The following is a 20,956-nucleotide window of genomic DNA, read 5'->3' on the forward strand; positions in this document are numbered from 1 at the left end:
TATGCTGAACCGGCAGCACAGCTCACGCGACTCGCCGTGGACCGGCGCGCCGGAGCGGCGCAGACTCGACACAACCGACCCGGCGTGGGCGCGTGAGCAGGAGGCAGGCGTTGGACAGATCCCTGGCGGTGGAGCGTCTCCTCCGTGACGTACCACCGCACGACCTGCCCGGTGCCCTGCGCACGGGACTCGGCGAGCACTTCGGCGCCGAGGCGGTCGAGCTGCTGATGGCCGACTACGCCCTCACGGAGCTGTGCCGGGTGGGCGAGCAGCCGTACACGACGGAGCCGATCCCGGTCGAGGGCACGACCCCGGGCGCGGCGTTCCTCGCCCAGGCGGCGACGTTCACCCGCGACGGCGACCAGGTCACCGGCTACCTGCCGGTCAGCGTCCGCGGCGACCGGCTCGGCGTCCTGGCCGTCACCCTGCCCGCCGAACCGGACCCGCCGGTGTGGGCCGAGCTCGAGCGGTTCGCCGAGGCGGTGGCGCACGAGCTGTTCGTCGCCGACCGCGACACCGATCTGTACATCCAGGCGCGGCGTTCGTCGCGGCTGACGCTGGCCGCGGAGATGCAGTGGCAGCTGCTGCCCGGGCGCGCCTGCACCCGGGCCGAGTTCGCGCTGGGCGGGCAGCTCGAGCCGGCCTACGCCATCTACGGCGACTGCTTCGACTGGTCGGCGTCCGCGCGGAAGCTCGCCGTCACGCTGATCAACGGCATGGGGGAGGGCAGCGACGCGGCGCTGCTGACGAACCTGGCCGTGAACGCGCTGCGCAACGCCCGGCGCGCCGGGATCCCGCTCGACGCGCAGGCCGAACTCGCCGACCAGGCGCTCTACGCGCACTACCGCGGCGCCGAGCACGTGGCCGCGCTGCTGCTGGAGTTCGACCTCGGCACCGGCGCGGTGCAGGTGGTCGACGCGGGCTCGCCGCGGCTGTGGCGGCTGCGGGACGGCAAGGCCGAGCGGATCCTCTTCGACGAGCAGCTCCCGCTCGGCACGTTCGACGACACGATCTACACCCTCGAGGGCTTCCAGGCGGCCGACGGCGACCGCTTCGTCTTCGTCAGCGACGGCGTGTACAACGCGCTCGGCCCGCACGGCGAGTTGTACGGAGACCGCGAACTCGCCGAAGCGGTGACGGCGACGGCCGAGCTGCCGGCGGCGCACGTCCCCGGCGCCGTGCTGCGGGAGCTGTCCACGCGTCGCCACGGCGGTCAGGCCGAGGACGACGCGATGGTGGTGTGCCTGGACTGGTTCGGTCCCGCGCCGGTGCCGGGGAACGGGCCGGCGATGACCGTGCGGCCGGCCGACGAGGAGCGGTAGCGCGGGCAGGGCAGCGGTCGAAGCCGGGGCGGTAAAAGCGGTCCCGCCGCCGGTGGCAGCGGGACCGCTCGAACTGCTCGGCCTCGTCACTGCTGGCCGGTCTCGACCGTCCAGCCGTACTGGCCGATCTCCTTCTTCGCGAGAACCACGCCGTTGCCGTCGAGGATCAGCTGGACGTCGCCGTTGGCGGCGATCTTCTTCACCACCGGGTCGGTTTCCACTGTCCAGCCGTACTGGCCGACCTCCTTCTTCGCCAGCACCACGCCGGTGCTGTCGAGGATCAGCTGCGTGCCGTCGGAGCCGACCGCGATCTTGCCGGGCAGGCCTTTCGCGCCGTCCGGAATCAGGCGGCCGCCGCCGGCGTCCGCTCACGAGCCGCCGCCCGCCCCGCCTCCAGGACCGCGGCGAGCACCTCATCCGGATCCACGCCCGGCTCCCACAGTTCACAACCGACGACGTGCGCCAGCTTGCGTCGCCGGTGCTGCGGCGTATCCGTCAACGCCACCTCGGTCGGGCGGCCCTTCTTGACCGCGTGGACCGCCCGGGTCACGAGGATCGCTTCCTGGCGGGTGGTGCCCAGTTCCGCCGCCGCGGCGAAGATGCGCTCCGCCGCGGCGCGGGCCTGGTCGGTCGTCACGCCTGGATTTCCTTGCGGTCGGACTGCGCGCCGCTGATCTCGATGCGCCGCGGCTTGGCCTTCTCGGCGACCGGGATGCGCAGCGTCAGCACGCCCGCCTCGTAGTCCGCCGCGATGCGGTCGGTGTCCAGGCTTTCGCCGAGGAACAGCTGGCGCGAGAAGACGCCCAGCGGCCGCTCGGAAACCTGCATCTCGACGTTGTCCCCGCCGGGCAGCGGACGGCGCTCGGCCTTGACCGTCAGCACGTTGCGCTCGATGTCGAGCTCGATGGCGTCGGGGGCGACGCCGGGCAGGTCGAAGCAGACCACGAACTCGTCGCCGGCGCGGTAGGCGTCCATCGGCATCGCGGCCGGCTTCGACCAGGTTCCGGCGGTGCCGAGGACCTGCTGGGCGAAGCGGTCCAGCTCACGGAACGGGTCGGTGCGCATCAACATCGGTGTCCCTCCTTCTGGGCTTCGACGGTTCGTGTCAACACGCACCACCTTTCTACCATGTCATCCAAACGATGACAAGTAGGAAGTCGTCCACAAGATGACAAAGTGTGAGCCGGTGTCCGGCGGGAACACGGCAGGCGAGATCGAAAACCCCCGTCTTCGGAGGAGCCACCGTGCCCGAACAGCCCGCCCAGCAGCAGACCCCACCCGGGACGACCGCCGCGATGACCCCGCGGCCCGACCACGGCGAGCAGAGCTACCGCGGCTCCGGCAAGCTGACCGGCAAGGCGGCGCTCATCACCGGGGCGGACAGCGGGATCGGCCGCGCGGTGGCGATCGCGTACGCGCGCGAAGGCGCCGACGTGCTGATCTCCTACCTCGACGAACACGAGGACGCCGAAGAAACCCGGCGCTGGGTCGAGGAAGCCGGCCGCAAGGCCGTCGTCGTGCCCGGGGACGTCGCCGATCCGGCGCACTGCCGGGCCCTCGTCGACCGGGCGGTCGAGGAGTTCGGCCGGCTCGACGTCCTGGTCAGCAACGCCGCCTTCCAGATGAGCCACGAAACCCTGGAAGAGATCCCGGACGAGGAGTGGGACCGCACCCTCGCCATCAACCTGAGCGCCTTCTTCCACCTCGCCAAGGCCGCCGTGCCGCACCTGAAGCCCGGGGCGTCGATCATCGGCAGTTCGTCGGTGAACTCCGACAACCCGACCCCGCAGCTGCTGCCCTACGACGTGACGAAAGCGGGCATCGCCAACATGTGCGCCGCGCTGGCCCAGCTGCTGGGCCCGAAGGGGATCCGGGTCAACAGCGTCGCGCCGGGACCGATCTGGACGCCGCTGATCCCGTCCACCATGCCGGAGGAGGCGGTGCAGACCTTCGGCGAGCAGGTGCCGCTGGGCCGCGCCGGCCAGCCGGCCGAGCTGGCGCCGGTGTACGTGCTGCTGGCGTCCGACGACGGCAGCTACGTGTCCGGCGCGCGCGTCGCGGTGACGGGCGGCGCGCCGATCCTCTGACCGGCGCTCACCGCCGCCCGAGGTGGAGGCAGACGGCGAGGTTGCCGGCGACGCACGCCGCGAACAGCCAGGGCAGTGCCCAGAAGATCCCCGCCGCCAGCAGCACCAGCGTGAGAGCGTCCAGGCTCAGGCAGGCCGCCAGCCGAGCTCGGGCACCCGCTCGCAGGCCTCGCTCGATGGCGCGCAGCCGTCGTCGTTCCCACGCTGCCAGTGGCCGGCCCGGGTCAGCGGCCGCGGGGGTCGTCACTTCCGCCCTGCTCGTCGGGCTGGGTGGCGCCCGCGGCGACCTCGAACGGCGACGGTGCGTTGCCGGGGTGGCCGCGGGTGATGTGGCCTTCCGCGCGCATCCGCTCGACCATGTGCGGGTAGTGCAGCTCGAACGCGGGCCGCTCGGAGCGGATCCTCGGCAGCTCCGTGAAGTTGTGCCGGGGCGGTGGGCTGGTCGTCGCCCACTCGAGGGAATTGCCGTAGCCCCAGGGATCGTCGACGCCGACGGGCTCGCCGTAGCGGTAGCTCTTGAAGACGTTCCAGATGAACGGCAGCACCGACAGGCCCAGCACGAACGCGCCGATCGTGGACACCGTGTGCATGATCGTGAACTGGTCGCTGGAGAGATAGTCGGCGTAGCGGCGCGGCATGCCCGCGTCGCCGAGCCAGTGCTGGATGAGGAACGTGATGTGGAACCCGGAGAACGTCGTCCAGAAGTGCCACTTCGCCAGTCCCTCGTCGAGCATCCGGCCGGTGATCTTGGGGAACCAGAAGTAGATGCCGGCGAACGTCGCGAACACGATCGTGCCGAAGAGCACGTAGTGGAAGTGGGCGACGACGAAGTAGCTGTCGTGGACGTGGAAGTCCAGCGGCGGTGACGCGAGGATGATCCCGGTCAGGCCGCCGAGCAGGAACGTCACGAGGAAGCCGACCGACCACAGCATCGGCGACTCGAACGTCAGCTGCCCCTTCCACATCGTGCCGATCCAGTTGAAGAACTTGATCCCGGTCGGCACCGCGATCAGGAACGTCATGAACGAGAAGAACGGCAGCAGCACCGCGCCGGTGGCGAACATGTGGTGCGCCCACACCGCCACCGACAGCGCGGTGATGCCGAGCGTCGCGAACACCATCGTCTTGTAGCCGAACAAGGGTTTTCGGCTGAACACGGGGATGATCTCGGTGACGATCCCGAAGTACGGCAACGCGACCACGTAGACCTCGGGATGGCCGAAGAACCAGAACAGGTGCTGCCACAGGATCGCGCCGCCGTTCTCCGGGTCGAACACGTGCGCGCCGAGGTGCCGGTCCGCCAGCAGGCCGAACAGCGCCGCGGTGAGGATCGGGAACGCGAGCAGGATCAGCACCGAGGTGAACAGGATGTTCCAGGTGAAGATCGGCATCCGCCACATGAGCATCCCGGGACAGCGCAGGCACACCACGGTCGTGACCATGTTGACCGCGCCGAGGATCGTGCCGAGACCGGTGACGATCAGCCCCGCGATCCACAGGTCGCCGCCGACGCCGGGGGAGTGGATGGCGTTGGACAGCGGCGTGTAGGCGGTCCAGCCGAAGTCGGGCGGGCCGCCGGGGGTGATGTAGCCCGACAGCACGATCAGCCCGCCGAAGAGGTAGAGCCAGTAGGAGAACGCGTTGAGCCGGGGGAACGCCACGTCCGGCGAGCCGATCTGCAGCGGCAGCACGAAGTTGGCGAACCCGAACAGGTTCGGCGTGGCGTAGAGCAGCAGCATGATCGTGCCGTGCATGGTGAACAGCTGGTTGTACTGCTCCGGCGACAGGAATTGCAGGCCGGGCCGGGCCAGCTCGCCCCGCATCAGCAACGCCGTCAGGCCGCCGATCAGGAAGAACCCGAACGACGTCGTCAGGTACAGCACGCCGATCGTCTTGTGGTCGGTGGTGCGGAGCGTCTTGAGGATCGTCGCGCCGCGCGGTCCCCGCCACACCGGGCGGTGGGGGATCGGGGCCGGGCGCGTCACCGTGTCGGTCATCGGACTCCCACCTGCTGCCGGAAAACGAGCTGGTCCCGCGCGCGTACCCGCACCGGGCGCGGATACACGCGCGGGACGGGAATCAGCCACCCGGGTGCAGGACGGCGCGCAGGCAGTCGTCCTTCTTGTGCTCCGGCCGCCAGTTCCGTGCCGCGGCCGCCGGGCGCGGGCCGCACCTGCGGGTCGCGCCCGACCTCGTCCCGGGGCAGGTTGACGGCCACGCCGAGCCGGCGGTCCGGCGGCGGGGACTTCCGCCGCGCCGCGGCGGTGCCCGCCACCGCGAGTGCTGTCGGCCGCTTCATGCCGGGTCGAGAGGCCCGGCTTCCCGGATTGCGGCCGGACACACCGCCACGACCGGCCGGTGTTCGCAACCGGAGTGAGACCCGGTCCGGTGATTGACACCGGTCCCGCCGGGTATGCCGTCCGGCGTAGCGCCGATCACCGACCGGGCCACCTGGCTGCCGGCCGCGGCGCGATCGCCGAAAGGAACCGCCATGTCCACCGCTTCCCCCACCCGCACCAGGACCCCGGTTCAGGTCGCCGCCGCGGTCGTAGCGGTCGTTTTCCTGCTGGTCGGCGTGCTCGGCTTCGTCCCGGGCATCACGACGGACTACGACCAGCTGAGCTTCGCCGGCCACGACTCGATGGCCATGCTGCTCGGCGTGTTCATGGTCTCGGTGCTGCACAACATCGTCCACCTGCTGTTCGGTGTCGTGGGCCTCGCCTCGGCCCGCACCCCGCGCGGCGCCCGGCTGTTCCTCATCGCCGGGGGAGCCGTGTACCTCGTGCTCTGGCTCTACGGGCTGCTGATCGACCACGGCAGCGACGCGAACTTCGTGCCCGTGAACACCGCGGACAACTGGCTGCACCTGGGCCTGGGCGTCGGCATGATCGCCCTCGGCCTGCTCACCGGCCGCGCGGACCGCACCGCCGGTCCGGGGCCGCACGCCACCCGGGGCCCCGGCCTCGGCTGACCACCACGCACGGCGTGGTCACCGGGTCCATGGCCCGCCGACGTCGGGAGCGGCCTCGGCGACCGTGGTCCAGGCGTGCCGGTGCGGCGGCGAGTCCTCGGTGATCCGCGCCTCTCGTTCACGCGGGAGCCGGGTCGCTTGCCGCCGCGACCCGGCTACCCCGCGTGTCCGCCGTTACCCCTCCTGCTCCTTGGTGCGCAGCAACACGGTCAGCGACCGGCCGCCGACCACGAGCGTTCCCTGGCCCGGCACCGTGCGCGGCGTCGCCAGCTGGTCGCCCGCCACGCCGCCGACCAGGACGCCGCCGACCGACCGGTGGAACACCTCGCCCGTCGCGGTGTCGAGCACGATCGCCCACTCCTCGCCGTAGCCGCCGTCGGGGACCGTCATCTCGATGTCGTCGTCGTGGGCGTTGAAGCACAGCAGGAACGAGTCGTCCACCACGCGCTCGCCGCGGGCGTCCAGGTCCGGGATCGCCGTGCCGTTCAGGAAGACCATGATGCTGCGGCCGAAGCCGGCCTCCCAGTCCTGGTCGGTCATCTCGTCGCCCGCCGGGGTGAACCAGGCGATGTCGCGCAGCTCGTCGCCGCGGCGGATGGGGCGGCCGGCGAAGAACCGGCGGCGGCGGAACACCGGGTGCTGGTGGCGCAGGTCCACCACCGCCGCGGTGAACTCGAACAGCTCCCTGTTGTGCTCCAGCTGTGACCAGTCCACCCAGGACAGCTCGTTGTCCTGGCAGTAGGCGTTGTTGTTGCCCTGCTGGGTGCGGCCGAGCTCGTCGCCGTGCAGGAGCATCGGGACGCCCTGGGACAGCAGCAGCGTCGCGATCATGTTGCGGCGCTGGCGGGCCCGGAGGTCGAGGACCTTCTCGTCCTCGGTCGGGCCCTCCGCGCCGCAGTTCCACGAGCGGTTGTCGTCGGCGCCGTCGCGGCCGTCCTCGCCGTTGGCCTCGTTGTGCTTTTCGTTGTAGGACACCAGGTCGTTCAGCGTGAAGCCGTCGTGCGCGGTGACGAAGTTGATCGACGCGAACGGGCGGCGGCCGTCGTTCTGGTAGAGGTCCGACGAGCCGGTGATCCGGCTCGCGAACTCGCCCAGCGTCGACGGCTCGCCGCGCCAGAAGTCGCGGACGGTGTCCCGGTAGGCGCCGTTCCACTCGGTCCACAGCGGCGGGAAGTTGCCGACCTGGTAGCCGCCGGGGCCGACGTCCCACGGCTCGGCGATCAGCTTCACCTGGCTCACCACCGGGTCCTGCTGCACGAGGTCGAAGAACGTGGCCAGCCGGTCGACGTCGTAGAACTCGCGGGCGAGCGTGGCGGCGAGGTCGAACCGGAAGCCGTCGACGTGCATCTCCGTCACCCAGTACCGCAGTGAGTCCATGATCAGCTGCAGCGTGTGCGGCTGGCGCACGTTGAGCGAGTTGCCGGTGCCGGTGTAGTCCATGTAGTACTGCGGGTCGTTCTCGACCAGCCGGTAGTAGGCCTGGTTGTCGATGCCGCGCATGGACAGTGTCGGCCCGAGGTGGTTGCCCTCGGCCGTGTGGTTGTAGACGACGTCGAGGATGACCTCGATGCCCGCCTCGTGCAGCGTCCGCACCATCGCCTTGAACTCGTGCACCTCGCTGCCCGGTGTCGCGGGCAGGATCGACGCCGCGTATCCGTTGTGCGGCGCGAAGAAGGCGATCGTGTTGTAGCCCCAGTAGTTGGCCAGGCCGCGCTCGGTGAGGGCGTGGTCGTGCAGGAACTGGTGGACCGGCATCAGTTCGACGGCGGTCACGCCGAGCGTCTTGAGGTACTCGACCATCACCGGGTGCGCCAGGCCGGAGTACGTCCCCCGCAGCTCCTCCGGGATGTCCGGGTGCAGCTTGGTCAGCCCGCGGACGTGGGCCTCGTAGATGACGCTCTCGTTGTACGGCACGTTCGGCGGCCGGTCGTTGGCCCAGTCGAAGTACGGGTTGACGACGACCGCGCGGACGGTGTGCGCCGCGGAGTCGTCGTCGTTGCGCTCGCCGGGACGGCCGAACCGGTAGCCGAACACGGATTCGTCCCAGTCCACCCGGCCGGTGACGGCCTTGGCGTACGGGTCGAGCAGCAGCTTGGCGGGGTTGCACCGCAAGCCGCGGGCGGGGTCGTGCGGCCCGTGGACGCGGAAGCCGTACTCCTGGCCGGGACCGATGCCGGTCAGGTAGCCGTGGTGGACGAAGCCGTCGACCTCCGGCAGCCGGATCCGGGTCTCGGTTCCGTCCGGGGCGAACAGGCACAGGTCGACGCGGTCGGCGACCTCGGAGAAGAGCGCGAAGTTGGTGCCGACACCGTCGTAATCGGCTCCGAGCGGGTAGGGGGAACCGGGCCAGGGCTGCACTGGGCCTCCAGAGGTGCGAGGGATCTCCGGCCGGGATACCCAGCCGGGCGACCCCGGACACCGTGACGTCGCCCTCCTCACCCGGACGCACCACCGGCGCGTGACCGCTGTGTGTTCAACGGTCGCGCGCCGATCGCCGGTGGGGTCAGGTCAGCTTGTTCTTGACGTCCTTGGCTTTGCCCTTGGCCGTGCCCTTCGCGTCCTGCAGCGGCGCGTAGGTCCCGTACAGCGCGGGGTCGGGCTTCGGCGCTGTGCCGGGGCCGCCGAGGGGTTCGGGGTCCATGAGGTATTCGATGCCGGCGTCGGTGGTCCAGCTGGTGCCTTTGGCGCCGTCGGGGCCGTCGGAGAGGTGCCAGATGGTGTGGTTGTGGGTCTGGTCTTCTTCGTCGAGCAGGGCGTTGGGGGCGATGTCGTCCTCGAGGCCGTCGGCCTTGAGCTCTTCGATCGCGGCCAGCCACTGCTTCTGGTGGACGGTGTCGCGGGCGAGGTTGAACTGGAGCATGGCCTTGACTCCGGGGTCGTCGGTCATGTTGTACAGCCGTGCGGTCTGCAGCCGGCCCTGTGCTTCGGCGGCGGCGTTGGCGCGGAAGTCGGCGAGCAGGTTGCCGGAGGCGACGATGTACTTGCCGTTCCACGGGGTGCCGTTGCTGTCGGCGGGCAGGGCGCCGCCGCCGGCGACGATCGCCTGCTGGACGTCCATCCCGCCGATCACCGCGGCCATCACCGGGTCCTTGACGGACTCGGCGGTGGCGGTCGCGGGTGCCCCTTCGAGCAGGCGCGCGACCATGGTGGCGAGCATTTCGACGTGCCCGATCTCTTCGGTCGCGGTGTCCATGATCAGGTCTTTGTACTTGCCTTCGATGCGGCAGTTCCAGCCCTGGAACAGGTACTGCATCGTGACGGTCATTTCGCCGAACGCGCCGCCGATGAGCTCCTGGAGCTTGTGGGCGTAGACGGGGTCGGGCTTTTCGGGCTTGGCTTCGAACTGCAGCAGCTTCGTGTGACGGAACACGGGATTCCCTCCGTCGTCCGGGATGGGGTCGGAGGGGGCTTTCCCGGTTAGCGGAGGGTTAACCACGGCGGAGCGGAGGATCGACAACGCCACCGTCGCTGTGGTAGTTGAACGCGGAACGTTCGATGGCGAGTGGAGCGAATACGTGAGCGATCACCGGGAGCGGGTGCCGACCTGCCGGCGGTACCAGTGCGACGAGCCGGCCCTCTGGCGGAGGATGTGCGCGGCGCACTGGGCTCGCTGGCAGAACGGGACCGACCCGCTCGACCAGCCGGGCGACGACGGCGAATCCCCGGGCCCCCGGGTGTGGCAGCCGCCGTTGCGGGAGAACAGCGTTTCGCAGCGGAAGCCCGGCCGTCCGCTGTGACACCGATGCACTGAAAGGGTCGTTCATGACGTCGGGCGTCATGAACGACCCTTTCATGACGTTCGAACCTCGCCGGGTGGTGGTTCAGAGCGTGCCGGCGACCTCGGCCACGGTGACGCCGATCGGCGTGCTCGGCCGGCCGATGAGGGCGCGGAGGTCGCCCGTGGTCTCGGCGAGCAGGCCGTCCTTGATGCCGGCGTCGATCCCCACGAGCATGCCGACGACCGGCTCCGGCAGACCGGCCTGGGTGAGCACCTTGGCGTGCTCGTCGGCCGGCAGGTCGGCGTAGGTGGTCTCGCGGCCGGTGGCCTTGCCGATCTCGGCGGCGAGCTCCGCGTTCGACCACGCGACGTCCCCGGCGAGTTCGTAGATCTTGCCTTCGTGGCCTTCGCCGGTCAGCACGGCGACCGCGGCCGCGGCGTAGTCGGCGCGGGTGGCGCTGGCGACCCGGCCCTCACCGGCGCTGCCGGCGAAGCTGCCGGTGGCGACGGCCTGCTTGATCGTCTCGAGGTAGTTCTCGTTGTACCAGTTGTTGCGCAGGATCGTGGCGGTCAGGCCGGATGCCTGGATCAGCTCCTCGGTCGCCTTGTGCTCCGGGGCCAGCACGAGCGCCGACGTCGTCGCCTGCGGGGCGCTCGTGTAGACGAGGTGGCCGACACCGGCCTGCTTGGCCGCGTCGACGACCGCCTGGTGCTGGGCGACGCGCTGGCCGACTTCGCTGCTGGAGACCAGCAGCACCTTGTCGGCCCCCTTGAACGCGGCGACCAGGCTCTCGGGGTCGGCGTAGTCCGCGCGGCGGACGTCGACCCCGCGTTCGGCCAGGCCGGCCGCCTTCTCTGGCGTGCGCACCGCGGCGACGACCTGGTCGGCGGGCAGTTTCTCGAGCAGGCCTTCGACGACGAGCTTGCCGAGGTGGCCGGTGGCGCCGGTGACGACGATCATGACGACTCCTTGAATGTTCAAGTACCTGGTCCCTGAAGGATGTACTAACTTTTAGAAAGTACCAACTCATTGTTAGTGCTGTCACATCCATCGTGCGAACTCTCAGGTAGTATCCGGGTTGTGGATGGACAAGCTGACGCCGAGCACGAGGCCCTGGTCGCCGACGTGTTCAGTGCCGCGTGCGCGTCCCGTGCCGTGCTGGAGCACGTGACCGGCCGCTGGGGAGTGCTGGCGCTCGTCGCGCTCAACGACGGCGTGTTCCGGTTCAACGCGCTGCGCCGCCGGGTGCAGGGCGTCAGCGAGAAGATGCTCGCCCAGACGCTGCAGGCGCTCGAGCGCGACGGCTTCGTGCACCGCGAAGCGCGGCCGACGATCCCGCCGCACGTCGAATACAGCCTCACGCCGGCCGGGCAGCGGGTGGCACAACGGCTGATGGGGTTGATCGAGGTTCTCGAGGCTGCCGTGCCCGACGTCGTGGCGGCCCAGGCGCGCTACGACGCCGCCAAAGCCGCGGGCGCGTGAGAACCGTTCCGCTGTTCGGCTGAAACCCTTGCGGTGCAAGGCGATCTCGAAAGCGTCGAAAAAATCGGACACCGGAACCGGCCGTTGCGCCGGGCTGACCCGGGAGTTATGTTAGCGCTCACAATCACTCCGCTTGTGCCGTTCCGGTGGGTCGGTGATCGAGGAGGAGGTTGGCACCGTCGCCGGCCCGCGCCCCTGTCGATTCGACGATTTCCGTACCCCAGCGGGAGATCACCATGGCACGACAGCCGAGAACCCTCCGTCCCCGCGCCCTCGCGGCGAGCCTGATCGCCACCGGCGCGCTCGTCACCGGCCTCGTCGCCGGCGGCGGGACGTCCCAGGCGGCCACCCAGGGGCCGTGCGACATCTACGCGGCAGGCGGCACCCCGTGCGTCGCCGCGCATTCCACGACCCGCGCCCTGTACGGTGCCTACACCGGTCCGCTGTACCAGGTCCGGCGCGCGTCCGACAACACCACCCGCGACATCGCGCCCCTGGCCGCGGGTGGTGTGGCCAACGCCGCGACGCAGGATACGTTCTGCGCGGGCACCACCTGCCTCATCACGGTCATCTACGACCAGTCCGGCCGGAACAACCGCCTCACCCAGGCTCCGCCGGGCGGGTTTCAGGGGCCGGCCGCGGGCGGGTACGACAACCTCGCCAACGCGACCGCGGCCCCGATCACCGTCGGCGGCCACAAGGCCTACGGCGTCTACGTGGCACCCGGAACCGGTTACCGCAACAACAACGCCACCGGGACCGCGACCGGCGACCAGCCGGAAGGCATGTACGCCATCCTCGACGGCACGCACTACAACGGCGGCTGCTGCTTCGACTACGGCAACGCCGAGCGCAACAGCCGGGACAACGGCAACGGCACGATGGAAGCCATCTACTTCGGCAACAGCAAGACGTGGGGCTACGGCGCGGGCAACGGCCCGTGGATCATGGCCGACCTCGAGAACGGCCTCTTCTCCGGCGTGAACCAGCGCTACAACGCCAACGACCCCAGCATCAGCCACCGCTTCCTGACCGCCATCGTCAAGGGCGGCCCCAACCGGTGGGCCATCCGCGGCGGCAACGCCCAGTCCGGTGGCGTGTCGACCTTCTACGACGGCGTGCGCCCGAACGTCGCGGGCTACAACCCGATGAAGAAGGAAGGCGCCATCATCCTGGGCATCGGCGGTGACAACAGCATCGGCGCCCGCGGCACCTTCTACGAAGGCGTGATGACGTCCGGGTACCCGTCGGACGCCACGGAGAACGCCGTGCAGGCCAACATCACCGCGGCCGGTTACGCGACGAGCTCCGCGGGCACCGGCCTGACGCCGGGCACGTCCGTCTCGCTGCGCGCCACCACCCCCGGCTACACCGATCGCTACGTCCACCACACCGGATCCACTGTGGACAGCGTGGTCGTCGGGAGCGGGAGTTCCGCCACGGAGAAGGGCAACGCGTCCTGGACCGTCCGAACCGGACTCGGCAGCGGCTCGTGCGTGTCGTTCGAGTCGAAGAACGTCCCCGGGCAGTACCTGCGGCACCAGAACTACCGCATGTACCTGCAGGCCAACGACGGGAGCGCGCTGTTCGCCCAGGACGCGACGTTCTGCCCGGAGGCCGGCCGCAACGGCCAGGGTGTCTCGCTCAGGTCGCTCAACTTCGCCGACCGGTACGTCCGCCACTACGACAACGTCGTCTACATCGCCGCCAACGGCGGGTCGAACACGTTCGACAACGCCAATGCCTACAGCGACGACGTGAGCTGGCTCGTCAGTTCACCGTGGGCTTCCTGATCGGAACAGCTGTCACGCGCCCGGCGCCCGGCGCGTGACAGCGCTTTCCCGGCCGCCCGGGCGGCCGTAGCCTTGGCTACCGGTCCCTCGTCGAAAGGACACCCGGATGCGTTTCCGCCGAACCGCTGTGGTCCTGGCCGTTTCCGCGTCGCTGCTGAGCCCGGCGCTGGCGGAAGCCTCGCCGTCGGGCGGGGCGCCACCGGGCACGGTCACCCTGACCGAGTCGGCGCTGCAGGGCGTGCACGGCACTTCCCCCGACGTCACCGTCCGCAACGTGCTCACCGTGACGGCGACCGGGACGGCGCTGCGGGTCCGGCTGAGCAACCCCTTCGGCAGCACCGCGATGACCGTGCGGTCGGTGTGGGTCGGCAAGCAGCCGTCGACGAATTCGCCCGCCCTGGTGCCGGGGTCGAACCGGCGGGCCACCTTCGGCTTCCGGCACGCCGTGACGATCCCGCCCGGCGCGAGTGCGTGGACCGACCCGCTGCCGCTGTCGGTCCGCCGCGGCGACCACGTCGCGGTGAGCGTCTACGCGCCGGGGGCGCCGGTCAACGACCACACCTTCCCGCCGCCGGAGCAGTACACGCCGGGGTCGTTCACCTCGGCCGGGCCCGGTGACGCCGGCGCGAACGAGTCGGGGAGCGCGTTCGGGCCCTTCGCGCCCGGGGTCCTGTGGTGGGCGGACGCGATCAGCGCCGTGTCGTCCGCGCGCGGCACGATCGTCGCCCTCGGTGACTCGATCACCGACGGCTACAACGCCTTCGGCGGCGGCCCGCGCTGGACCGACGTGCTCGCCGAACGCATCGGGCAGCTCCCGCCGTCACGGCGGCTGTCGGTGGCGAACGCCGGGATCAGCGGCAACACCGTCAGCGTCCAGCCGAACCCGTACGACCCCACCGGCCAGTGCTGCGGCCCGCCCGCGCCGCTGCGGCTCGACCGGGACGTGCTCTCGCTGCCCGGCGTGCGGTACGTCCTGCTGCTGGAGGGCACGAACGACCTGGGCGGCGGCGACAACGCGGCCCCCGCGCCGGCCACGCAGGTCATCGACGCCATGCGCACCATCGCCAGGCGGGTGCACGCGTCGGGCCGCCGGATCGTCGGCGCGACGGTCCTGCCGATGTGCAACGCGGCCGGCGGCCCCAAGGAACAGGCGCGGCTCGCGGTGAACGAGTGGATCCGCACGTCGGGGACGTTCGACTCGGTGCTCGACTTCGACGCCGTGCTGCGCGACCCGGCCGACCCGACGGTGATCCGCGCGGACTGGCGCTCCGACTGCTACCACCCGAACGCGGCAGGCGACCGCGTCCTGGGCGATTCGATCGACCTGAAGGTGTTCGCCCGCTGAACGCCGGCCGTCAGGCGGTGCCGGACTGCACGGGACGCGGCTCGGCCGGCGGCTGCGGCTGCCGCCGGCCATCCGGCGCCGGGGCGGGCCGTGTGTCGCGGGCCCGCGCCCGGCGGCGGCCGATGACGGTGACGATCAGGTGGTCGATGGGTGACATCGAGGCCTCCACGAGTTCGGTGGGCTCCCCGCGTTCCGGATTTCCCGCGCCGCCGAAATCCGAAACCGGCGGGGGCCCAGGTCAGCGGGCCGGGCCGTTGGTCGAACCGGTTCGACCAACGGCCGGCCCCGGTCACCCCTGGCGCCGGGCGCCCGTGCTCGACCGCAGGGAGATCGGCGGCTCCAGCAACGCGTTCCGCGGCTCCGCACCCGCGTCCGCGATCTGCGCCAGCAGCAGGTCCACTGCCAGCCTCCCCAGCTCCACCGCCGGGACGTCCGCCGCCGTCAGCGGGGGGTGGAAGTCCTCCGCCAGGCGCTCGGCGATCACGCCCGTCAGCGAAAAGTCGCGCGGCACCTCCAGGCCTGCCCGGTGCAGGGCGCGCTGCACGCCCGGCAACGCCGCCTCGTTGATCGTCACCGCCGCCGTCACCGAAGGCCACTGCGTCCGGATCTGCTCGAAGCACGCCAGGCCCGCCGCCGCGTCGTCCGCGCAGCACACCGTCCGGGCCGTCAGGCCGCGGGCCTCCGTGGCGTCGAGGAAGCCGGTGGCCGACCGGAGGGCCGGGCCGTAGCCCGCCGCCACCAGCTCGGCCGAACGGTTGATCAGCACCACCTCTTCGTGGCCGAGGTCCGCCAGGTGGTGGACGCAGCGCGTGATCAACGCCCCGTAGTCGACGTCGACCCACCAGGACGCGCCCGGGTGCTCCACGTGGCCGATCGTCACGAACGGGAGGCTCGCCTGGCTCAGCCGCTCGACGCGGGGGTCCTCGAGCAGGATCTCCATCAGGATCACCCCGTCCACCCGCCGCCCGGTCACGATGCGCTCGAACGACCGGTCGTGGTCGCCGCCGCTGGGAGACAGCAGGACGTCGAGGTCGTGGGCCGCCGCCGCGTCGACCACGCTGCCGACGAAGCCCAGCTGGACGTCCGTCAGGCGGCGGCTGGCCGGCGGGACGACCAGGCCCAGCGTGCGCGTGCGGCCCTCGGCGAGGGCTCGGGCACTGGCGTTGGGCCGGTAGCCGAGCTCGCTGATCACGTCGTTGATGCGCTGCACGGTGGCCGCCGACACCGGGCGCTTGCCGCTCAGCGCGTACGACACCGTGCTGCGCGAAACCCCGGCGCGGCGCGCGATCTCCCCGATGTTCATGCCACTCCTGACCCCGGTGCTTGAGAACCGGTTCGATCGTAGTACACGCAGTATTGCGCAGGAGTGCCTTCGCGGTTTACGGTGACGCCGCTCGCCCGCATCGAACCGGTTCGATGATCTCGGGCCCGTCGTCGCCGATGCCGACCGGAAGGACCTCCCATGAAGCGTCACCCCCTCGTCCGGCTGCTGGCGGTGGCCGTCGCCGCGACGACGCTGGCCGCCTGCTCCTCCGGGACGGCGCCCGGCGCGGCCGGCGGCACCTTCACCGTCTGGGACCCGTACCCGCAGTTCGACGCGAGCTCCGCGTGGGCGAAGGTCGTCGACAAGTGCGGTGCCGACGCCGGGGTCAAGATCGCGCGGCAGGCGTTCGACACGACCGACCTCACGAACAAGGTGCTGCTCGCCGCCCAGCAGAACACCGCGCCGAACGTCCTCGTCGTCGACAACCCCGTCGTCTCCACCCTCGCCGAGGGCGGGGTGCTGAAGTCCAATGCGGACACCGGGCTCGACGCCACGCAGGTCGCGCCCAACCTGCTCGCCGCCGGCGACGTCAAGGGCCAGGCCTACGGCGTGCCGATCGGGGCGAACACGCTCGCCCTCTACTACAACAAGGCCGTGCTGACCGCGGCCGGCGTCGACCCGGCATCGGTGAAGGACTGGGCGACTCTCGACGCGGCGCTGGCCAAGGTGCACGCCGCGGGCAAGAAGGGCATCACGTTCTCCGCCATCGGCACCGAGGAAGGCAGCTTCCAGTTCCTGCCGTGGTTCTGGGGCTCGGGCGCGAACCTGACCGACCTGGCCTCGGCCGACGCCGTCGCCGCGCTCGCGCAGTGGAAGTCGTGGCTGGACAAGGGCTACGCCCCCAACTCGGTGATCGGCAACACGCAGACCACCAGCTGGCAGGAGTTCGCGACGGGCGAGTACGCCTTCGCCGAGAACGGCACCTGGCAGCTCCAGAAGGCGAAGACGGCCGGCTTCGACTACGGCGTGCTGGCGATCCCGGCGCGCACCGGGGGACCGGCCCCGGCGCCGACCGGTGGCGAGTTCGTCACGGTGCCCGCCCAGAGCAGCCCGGACGCCGAGAAGACCGCGGGCCGGATCGCCTCCTGCCTGACCAGCCCGGCGAACGTGCTCGACTCCGACACCGCACTGACCTACGTCTCCGCCGTGCCGTCCGTGCAGGAGAAGCAGGTTGCCGCGCAGCCGGACCTGAAGGTGTGGGTCGACGCGGTCAAGGTCGCGAAGGGCCGCACCGGCGACAACCTCGGCACCCGGTACCCGCGGATCTCCGAACCGCTCTGGGGCGCCGTGCAGGCCGCGCTCACCGGAGCGAAGGCGCCGGACGCCGCGCTCGCGGCCGCGCAGGCGACCGCCGCGTCGGCGAAGTAGGCACCGCTCGTGCTGGACACCCGTCAGCCGGTCACCGCCCGTCCGGCCGCGCGAGCGCCCGGGCGGGCCGGGCGGCGCCGCCGTCAGCAGCTCCTCGCGTGGGCGTTCCTCGCGCCGCTCGTCGCCTACCTCCTGCTGTGCTACGGCTATCCGCTGCTCACGAACATCGACCTCAGCCTGCGCAACTACACCGTCCGCACCTTCGTGCACGGCGGGGCGCCGCTCGTCTGGTTCGACAACTACGCAGCCGTCTTCACCGATCCGACGTTCCGCACGGCGCTGCTCAACACGGTCGTCTTCACCGCCGCGTCGCTGCTCTTCCAGTACGGCATCGGCCTGGCGATGGCGGTGTTCTTCGCCCGGCACTTCCGCCTGGGCCCGACGCTGCGGGCGCTGTTCCTCGTGCCCTGGCTGCTGCCGCTGATCGTCTCGGGGTCGACGTGGGCGTGGCTGCTCAACAGCGAATCCGGCGTGGTCAACGCCGTGCTGGGCTGGTTCGGCGCCGGCCGGATCGACTGGCTGACGTCGCCGTCGTGGTCCCTGGTCTCGGTGATCGTCGCCAACATCTGGATCGGCGTGCCGTTCAACCTCGTCGTGCTGCACAGCGGCCTGCAGAACATCCCGGCCGAGGTCTACGAGGCGGCCTCGCTCGACGGCGCCGGCGCGTGGCAGCGCTTCCGCCACGTCACCTTCCCGCTGCTGCGGCCGGTTTCGGCGATCACCCTGCTGCTGGGGCTGGTCTACACGCTGAAGGTGTTCGACGTCATCTGGATCATGACCAAGGGCGGGCCCGGCGGGTCGTCGAGCACCCTGGCCACCTGGTCCTACCAGCTCGGGTTCGGCAGCCTGCTGCCGCGGTTCGGGCCCAGCGCGGCCGTCGGCAACGTGCTCATCCTGCTGGCACTGGTCGCCGGGCTGCTCTACATCCGCGCGCAGCGCAGGCAGGAGGCAGGGTGATCGGGCGCAGTGTGATCCGCCGCCGCTGGCGCACCGCGGTGGGGCTGGTCCTCACCGCCGTGATGCTGTTCCCCGTCTACTGGATGGTCAACGTGTCGCTGACGCCGGCCGGGCGGATGCGCAAGTCGCCGCCCGACTGGTTCCCGGCCGCGCCGACGTTCGAGGGCTACGAGCGGGTGCTGCGCGAACAGCTCCCGTACTTCGCCACCAGCATGTTCGTCGCGCTCGGCACGGTGGCCCTGACGCTGGCACTGGCCGCGCCGTCGGCGTACGCGCTGGCCAAGCTGCGCCCGCGCGGCGGCCGGGCGCTGGGGTTCGTGCTGCTGGTCGCCCAGATGATCCCCGGCATCATCATGGCGCTGGGCTTCTACGGCATCTACGTCTCGCTCGGCATCACCAACACCGCATGGGGACTGGTCCTCGCCGACTCGACGATCGCGGTGCCGTTCGCCGTGCTCATCCTCACCTCGTTCATGGCTTCGGTGCCGGACGAACTCCTCCAGGCGGCCACGATCGACGGCGCGGGCGCGATCCGCGCGTTCTGGTCGGTGGTGCTGCCCGCCAGCCGCAACGGTGTCGTGACCGCGGGCCTGTTCTCGTTCCTGTGGGCCTGGTCGGACTTCGTCTTCGCGGCGACGCTCGACGGCGGCGGCTCGATGCGGCCGCTGACCCTGGGCATCTACCGCTACATCGGCAACAACAACCAGGAGTGGAACTCCATCATGGCGACGGCCGTGGTCGCCTCGGTGCCCGCCGCCGTGCTCCTGGTGCTGGCGCAGCGCTTCGTCGCCGCCGGCGTGACCGCGGGCGCCGTCAAGGACTGAGCCCCCCTTCGGAAAGGACGACCTCTGTGCCCACGGGCGAATTCTCGCTGCGGGAAATCCCGTTCAGCCACCCGGGATCCTGGTTCGACGTCTCCCCGGTGGTGGCCGAAGCCACCTACGCCGACGACCTCCACCTGGTGTCCCACCGCCACGGCATGCACGCTGTCCTGGCCCTGGTTCCGGAAAGCGGCGGAGAGCGCGCGGCGGTGGTGTCCGGCGCCACGCCGTCGGAACTGACCTGGGGCACCGGCGCCCGGCGGATCACCGCGGCGTACGCGGCACCGGAGACGCTCAGGATCGCCGGCCAGGGTCTCGACCTGCGGATCCGCGCGGCGGAGCCGACGCTGACCCCGTTCACCGGCACGTACTTCTTCACCGACCCGATCGACGGTTCGGCCGTCTTCACCTCCTACGAAACCGGCTGCCGCTACCGGGTGACCGTCCTTTCCGGACACTCGCGGCACGTCGGCGCCGAAGCACTCGGTACGGCCGAGCGCGCCGTCGTCGTCGGCGGGGACGCCTGGGAGGTGGCGATCGAGGAGCTCCCCGGAACCCGCGAGCCGTACGCGGCGGCGTCGGCCTTCGACGACGTGGTCGCCGCGGCCCGGACCGAGTTCGCCGCGTTCGCCGACGCCGTGGCGCCGTGGCGCAGCGAGCGCACGCCGGCCGCCGAGCTCGCCTGTTACGTCCTCTGGTCGGCCATCGTGGCGCCCGCCGGGTTCGTCGGCCGTCCGGCCGTGCTGATGTCGAAGCACTGGATGGACAAGGTGTGGAGCTGGGACCACTGCTTCACCGCGCTCGCGCTCGCCGGCGGACGGCCCGAGCTGGCCTGGCACCAGTTCCAGGTCGTCTTCGACCACCAGGACGACCGCGGCGCGCTGCCCGACTCGATCACCCACGCCGAGGTGCTGCGCAACTTCGTCAAGCCGCCCGTCCACGGCTGGGCGCTGAGCAGGCTGCGCGGCCGCCTGCCCGGCGGCCTGCCCGAACCCGGGCTCGCCTACCGGCAGCTGACGGCGTGGACGACGTACTGGCTCGAGCACCGCCGGGTGCCCGGCAGCCCGTTCGCCCACTACGAACACGGCAACGACAGCGGCTGGGACAACGCGACGCCGTTCGCGCAGCGGCGGCTCGTCCAGACTCCCGACCTGGCCGCCTTCCTGGTGCTGCAGCTGAAGGAACTCGCCGTGCTGGCCGGCGGGCAGGGCGACGCCGGCGCCGCCGCGCGGTGGGCGGCCGAAGCGGACAGCATGCAGGCGGCCCTGCTGGACGAGCTGTGGGACGGCACGAAGTTCGTCAGCCGCTCGGCCACGACCGGGGCCGTGCAGTCCGGCGCGAGCCTGCTCGAGCTGATGCCGATCGTGCTCGGCGAACACCTGCCGGCGGACGTCCGGGACAAGGTCGTCGCCGGGCTCGAGACGCACCTGACGGACATCGGGTTGGCAACCGAGCGGCCGGAGTCGGCGTTCTACGAAGCCGACGGCTACTGGCGCGGGCCGGTGTGGGCGCCGGTCACCGTGCTGGTCGAAGACGGCCTTCGCCGGGCCGGCGCGACGGACCTCGCCGACCGCGTCAGCGCCCGGTTCCGTGCGGTGTGCGAAAAGTCCGGTTTCGCCGAGAACTTCGACGCGTTGACCGGCGACGGCCTGCGCGACCGCGCCTACACGTGGACGGCTGCCGCGTACCTCCTGCTCGCCGCGGAGGCCGAAGCGCGCTCGGAGCCGTGAGCCCGGAACTGTCGAAACGCATCGACAATGCCGCATT

22 protein-coding genes are annotated in these 20,956 nt (G+C 71.0%); 11 read left to right on the forward strand and 11 right to left on the reverse strand.

Annotation, left to right across the window (positions count from 1 at the left end; all coding sequences use genetic code 11):
• Positions 1 to 110: 110 nt before the first annotated feature.
• Entirely contained in the window at positions 111 to 1,322 is a 1,212-nt protein-coding gene (locus BLW76_RS18760) for a PP2C family protein-serine/threonine phosphatase (protein ID WP_091309084.1), read from the forward strand.
• A gap of 86 nt (positions 1,323 to 1,408) precedes the next feature.
• On the opposite strand, the gene BLW76_RS48555 is transcribed toward BLW76_RS18760, so the two are convergent.
• The 3 genes from BLW76_RS48555 to BLW76_RS18770 all read right to left on the reverse strand — a co-directional run bounded on the left by BLW76_RS48555 (position 1,409) and on the right by BLW76_RS18770 (position 2,393).
• Entirely contained in the window at positions 1,409 to 1,582 is a 174-nt protein-coding gene (locus tag BLW76_RS48555; protein WP_167384650.1) for a hypothetical protein, read from the reverse strand.
• Positions 1,583 to 1,665: 83 nt separating this feature from the next.
• Complete coding sequence (locus BLW76_RS18765) at positions 1,666 to 1,959, reverse strand: hypothetical protein (protein ID WP_091309086.1); 294 nt, start codon at positions 1,957 to 1,959, stop codon at positions 1,666 to 1,668.
• Entirely contained in the window at positions 1,956 to 2,393 is a 438-nt protein-coding gene (locus BLW76_RS18770; RefSeq protein WP_091309088.1) for an Hsp20/alpha crystallin family protein, read from the reverse strand. The genes BLW76_RS18765 and BLW76_RS18770 overlap by 4 nt, the downstream gene beginning before the upstream one ends.
• A 173-nt stretch (positions 2,394 to 2,566) precedes the next feature.
• Between BLW76_RS18770 and BLW76_RS18775 the strand changes: the two genes are divergently transcribed.
• Positions 2,567 to 3,409 (forward strand): SDR family oxidoreductase, encoded by an 843-nt coding sequence (locus tag BLW76_RS18775; protein ID WP_091309091.1) that lies wholly within the window; start codon positions 2,567 to 2,569, stop codon positions 3,407 to 3,409.
• 7 nt (positions 3,410 to 3,416) lie between these two features.
• Here BLW76_RS18775 and BLW76_RS47805 read toward each other — a convergent pair whose 3' ends face one another.
• Genes BLW76_RS47805 through BLW76_RS47810 form a run of 3 tightly spaced genes read right to left on the reverse strand, consistent with a single transcriptional unit; the run spans position 3,417 to position 5,708 of the window.
• Positions 3,417 to 3,656 (reverse strand): hypothetical protein, encoded by a 240-nt coding sequence (locus BLW76_RS47805; protein ID WP_143060640.1) that lies wholly within the window; start codon positions 3,654 to 3,656, stop codon positions 3,417 to 3,419.
• The gene (ctaD, locus tag BLW76_RS18780) at positions 3,634 to 5,406 is read right to left on the reverse strand and encodes an aa3-type cytochrome oxidase subunit I (protein ID WP_091309094.1); all 1,773 of its coding nucleotides are present in this window, start codon (positions 5,404 to 5,406) and stop codon (positions 3,634 to 3,636) included. Before ctaD ends, BLW76_RS47805 begins: the two co-directional genes overlap by 23 nt.
• Positions 5,403 to 5,708 (reverse strand): hypothetical protein, encoded by a 306-nt coding sequence (locus BLW76_RS47810; RefSeq protein ID WP_143060641.1) that lies wholly within the window; start codon positions 5,706 to 5,708, stop codon positions 5,403 to 5,405. Before BLW76_RS47810 ends, ctaD begins: the two co-directional genes overlap by 4 nt.
• 192 nt (positions 5,709 to 5,900) lie before the next feature.
• On the opposite strand from BLW76_RS47810, the gene BLW76_RS18785 reads away from it, so the two are divergent.
• Complete coding sequence (locus BLW76_RS18785) at positions 5,901 to 6,380, forward strand: DUF4383 domain-containing protein (protein WP_091309095.1); 480 nt, start codon at positions 5,901 to 5,903, stop codon at positions 6,378 to 6,380.
• A 174-nt stretch (positions 6,381 to 6,554) separates the two neighbouring features.
• Here BLW76_RS18785 and glgX read toward each other — a convergent pair whose 3' ends face one another.
• Both glgX and BLW76_RS18795 read right to left on the reverse strand, forming a co-directional pair.
• Positions 6,555 to 8,738, reverse strand: a complete 2,184-nt coding sequence (glgX, locus tag BLW76_RS18790; RefSeq protein ID WP_091309098.1) for a glycogen debranching protein GlgX — start codon at positions 8,736 to 8,738, stop codon at positions 6,555 to 6,557.
• 145 nt (positions 8,739 to 8,883) lie between these two features.
• The gene (locus tag BLW76_RS18795) at positions 8,884 to 9,750 is read right to left on the reverse strand and encodes a manganese catalase (RefSeq protein WP_091309100.1); all 867 of its coding nucleotides are present in this window, start codon (positions 9,748 to 9,750) and stop codon (positions 8,884 to 8,886) included.
• Between the two features lie 145 nt (positions 9,751 to 9,895).
• Here BLW76_RS18795 and BLW76_RS18800 point away from each other — a divergent pair, with 145 nt between their 5' ends.
• Positions 9,896 to 10,117, forward strand: coding sequence for a hypothetical protein (locus BLW76_RS18800; protein WP_208613331.1), 222 nt, complete (start codon positions 9,896 to 9,898; stop codon positions 10,115 to 10,117).
• An 84-nt stretch (positions 10,118 to 10,201) separates the two neighbouring features.
• On the opposite strand, the gene BLW76_RS18805 is transcribed toward BLW76_RS18800, so the two are convergent.
• Positions 10,202 to 11,059 (reverse strand): SDR family oxidoreductase, encoded by an 858-nt coding sequence (locus tag BLW76_RS18805; RefSeq protein WP_091309102.1) that lies wholly within the window; start codon positions 11,057 to 11,059, stop codon positions 10,202 to 10,204.
• A gap of 120 nt (positions 11,060 to 11,179) precedes the next feature.
• Here BLW76_RS18805 and BLW76_RS18810 point away from each other — a divergent pair, with 120 nt between their 5' ends.
• From BLW76_RS18810 to BLW76_RS18820, 3 genes are all read left to right on the forward strand, one after another.
• Positions 11,180 to 11,581 carry a winged helix-turn-helix transcriptional regulator gene (locus tag BLW76_RS18810; RefSeq protein WP_091309105.1) on the forward strand — a complete coding sequence of 134 codons (402 nt, stop codon included), beginning with the start codon at positions 11,180 to 11,182 and terminating at the stop codon, positions 11,579 to 11,581.
• Between the two features lie 236 nt (positions 11,582 to 11,817).
• Positions 11,818 to 13,374 carry an alpha-L-arabinofuranosidase B gene (locus BLW76_RS18815; RefSeq protein ID WP_091309106.1) on the forward strand — a complete coding sequence of 519 codons (1,557 nt, stop codon included), beginning with the start codon at positions 11,818 to 11,820 and terminating at the stop codon, positions 13,372 to 13,374.
• 106 nt (positions 13,375 to 13,480) lie between these two features.
• Positions 13,481 to 14,719 (forward strand): GDSL-type esterase/lipase family protein, encoded by a 1,239-nt coding sequence (locus BLW76_RS18820; RefSeq protein ID WP_091309109.1) that lies wholly within the window; start codon positions 13,481 to 13,483, stop codon positions 14,717 to 14,719.
• 10 nt (positions 14,720 to 14,729) lie between these two features.
• Here the strand turns inward: BLW76_RS18820 and BLW76_RS48560 are convergent, their stop codons facing one another.
• Positions 14,730 to 14,876 carry a hypothetical protein gene (locus BLW76_RS48560; RefSeq protein ID WP_167384651.1) on the reverse strand — a complete coding sequence of 49 codons (147 nt, stop codon included), beginning with the start codon at positions 14,874 to 14,876 and terminating at the stop codon, positions 14,730 to 14,732.
• A 132-nt stretch (positions 14,877 to 15,008) separates the two neighbouring features.
• Positions 15,009 to 16,022 (reverse strand): LacI family DNA-binding transcriptional regulator, encoded by a 1,014-nt coding sequence (locus BLW76_RS18825; RefSeq protein WP_091309111.1) that lies wholly within the window; start codon positions 16,020 to 16,022, stop codon positions 15,009 to 15,011.
• A gap of 159 nt (positions 16,023 to 16,181) precedes the next feature.
• Here BLW76_RS18825 and BLW76_RS18830 point away from each other — a divergent pair, with 159 nt between their 5' ends.
• Genes BLW76_RS18830 through BLW76_RS18845 form a run of 4 tightly spaced genes read left to right on the forward strand, consistent with a single transcriptional unit; the run spans position 16,182 to position 20,919 of the window.
• Entirely contained in the window at positions 16,182 to 17,411 is a 1,230-nt protein-coding gene (locus BLW76_RS18830; protein WP_091309113.1) for a sugar ABC transporter substrate-binding protein, read from the forward strand.
• A gap of 9 nt (positions 17,412 to 17,420) precedes the next feature.
• Positions 17,421 to 18,368 carry a carbohydrate ABC transporter permease gene (locus BLW76_RS18835; protein WP_091309115.1) on the forward strand — a complete coding sequence of 316 codons (948 nt, stop codon included), beginning with the start codon at positions 17,421 to 17,423 and terminating at the stop codon, positions 18,366 to 18,368.
• 14 nt (positions 18,369 to 18,382) lie between these two features.
• Positions 18,383 to 19,192, forward strand: a complete 810-nt coding sequence (locus BLW76_RS18840) for a carbohydrate ABC transporter permease (protein ID WP_091319571.1) — start codon at positions 18,383 to 18,385, stop codon at positions 19,190 to 19,192.
• A 26-nt stretch (positions 19,193 to 19,218) separates the two neighbouring features.
• A complete protein-coding gene (locus tag BLW76_RS18845) occupies positions 19,219 to 20,919 on the forward strand; it encodes an amylo-alpha-1,6-glucosidase (protein WP_091309118.1) in 1,701 nt (566 codons plus the stop codon).
• The last annotated feature ends 37 nt before the right edge of the window (positions 20,920 to 20,956 follow it).

Origin of the sequence: Amycolatopsis tolypomycina (genome assembly GCF_900105945.1) — a bacterium.
Lineage (GTDB): Bacteria > Actinomycetota > Actinomycetes > Mycobacteriales > Pseudonocardiaceae > Amycolatopsis > Amycolatopsis tolypomycina.

Excerpts from the sequence above, each read along its gene's own strand:
- BLW76_RS18770 (WP_091309088.1), bottom strand. The coding sequence starts at position 2,393 with ATGTTGATGCGCACCGACCCGTTCCGTGAGCTGGACCGCTTCGCCCAG.
- BLW76_RS18815 (WP_091309106.1), top strand. The coding sequence starts at position 11,818 with ATGGCACGACAGCCGAGAACCCTCCGTCCCCGCGCCCTCGCGGCGAGC.
- BLW76_RS47810 (WP_143060641.1), bottom strand. The coding sequence starts at position 5,708 with ATGAAGCGGCCGACAGCACTCGCGGTGGCGGGCACCGCCGCGGCGCGG.
- BLW76_RS18805 (WP_091309102.1), bottom strand. The coding sequence starts at position 11,059 with ATGATCGTCGTCACCGGCGCCACCGGCCACCTCGGCAAGCTCGTCGTC.
- BLW76_RS18785 (WP_091309095.1), top strand. The coding sequence starts at position 5,901 with ATGTCCACCGCTTCCCCCACCCGCACCAGGACCCCGGTTCAGGTCGCC.
- BLW76_RS18825 (WP_091309111.1), bottom strand. The coding sequence starts at position 16,022 with ATGAACATCGGGGAGATCGCGCGCCGCGCCGGGGTTTCGCGCAGCACG.
- BLW76_RS48560 (WP_167384651.1), bottom strand. The coding sequence starts at position 14,876 with ATGTCACCCATCGACCACCTGATCGTCACCGTCATCGGCCGCCGCCGG.
- BLW76_RS18820 (WP_091309109.1), top strand. The coding sequence starts at position 13,481 with ATGCGTTTCCGCCGAACCGCTGTGGTCCTGGCCGTTTCCGCGTCGCTG.
- BLW76_RS18830 (WP_091309113.1), top strand. The coding sequence starts at position 16,182 with ATGAAGCGTCACCCCCTCGTCCGGCTGCTGGCGGTGGCCGTCGCCGCG.
- ctaD (WP_091309094.1), bottom strand. The coding sequence starts at position 5,406 with ATGACCGACACGGTGACGCGCCCGGCCCCGATCCCCCACCGCCCGGTG.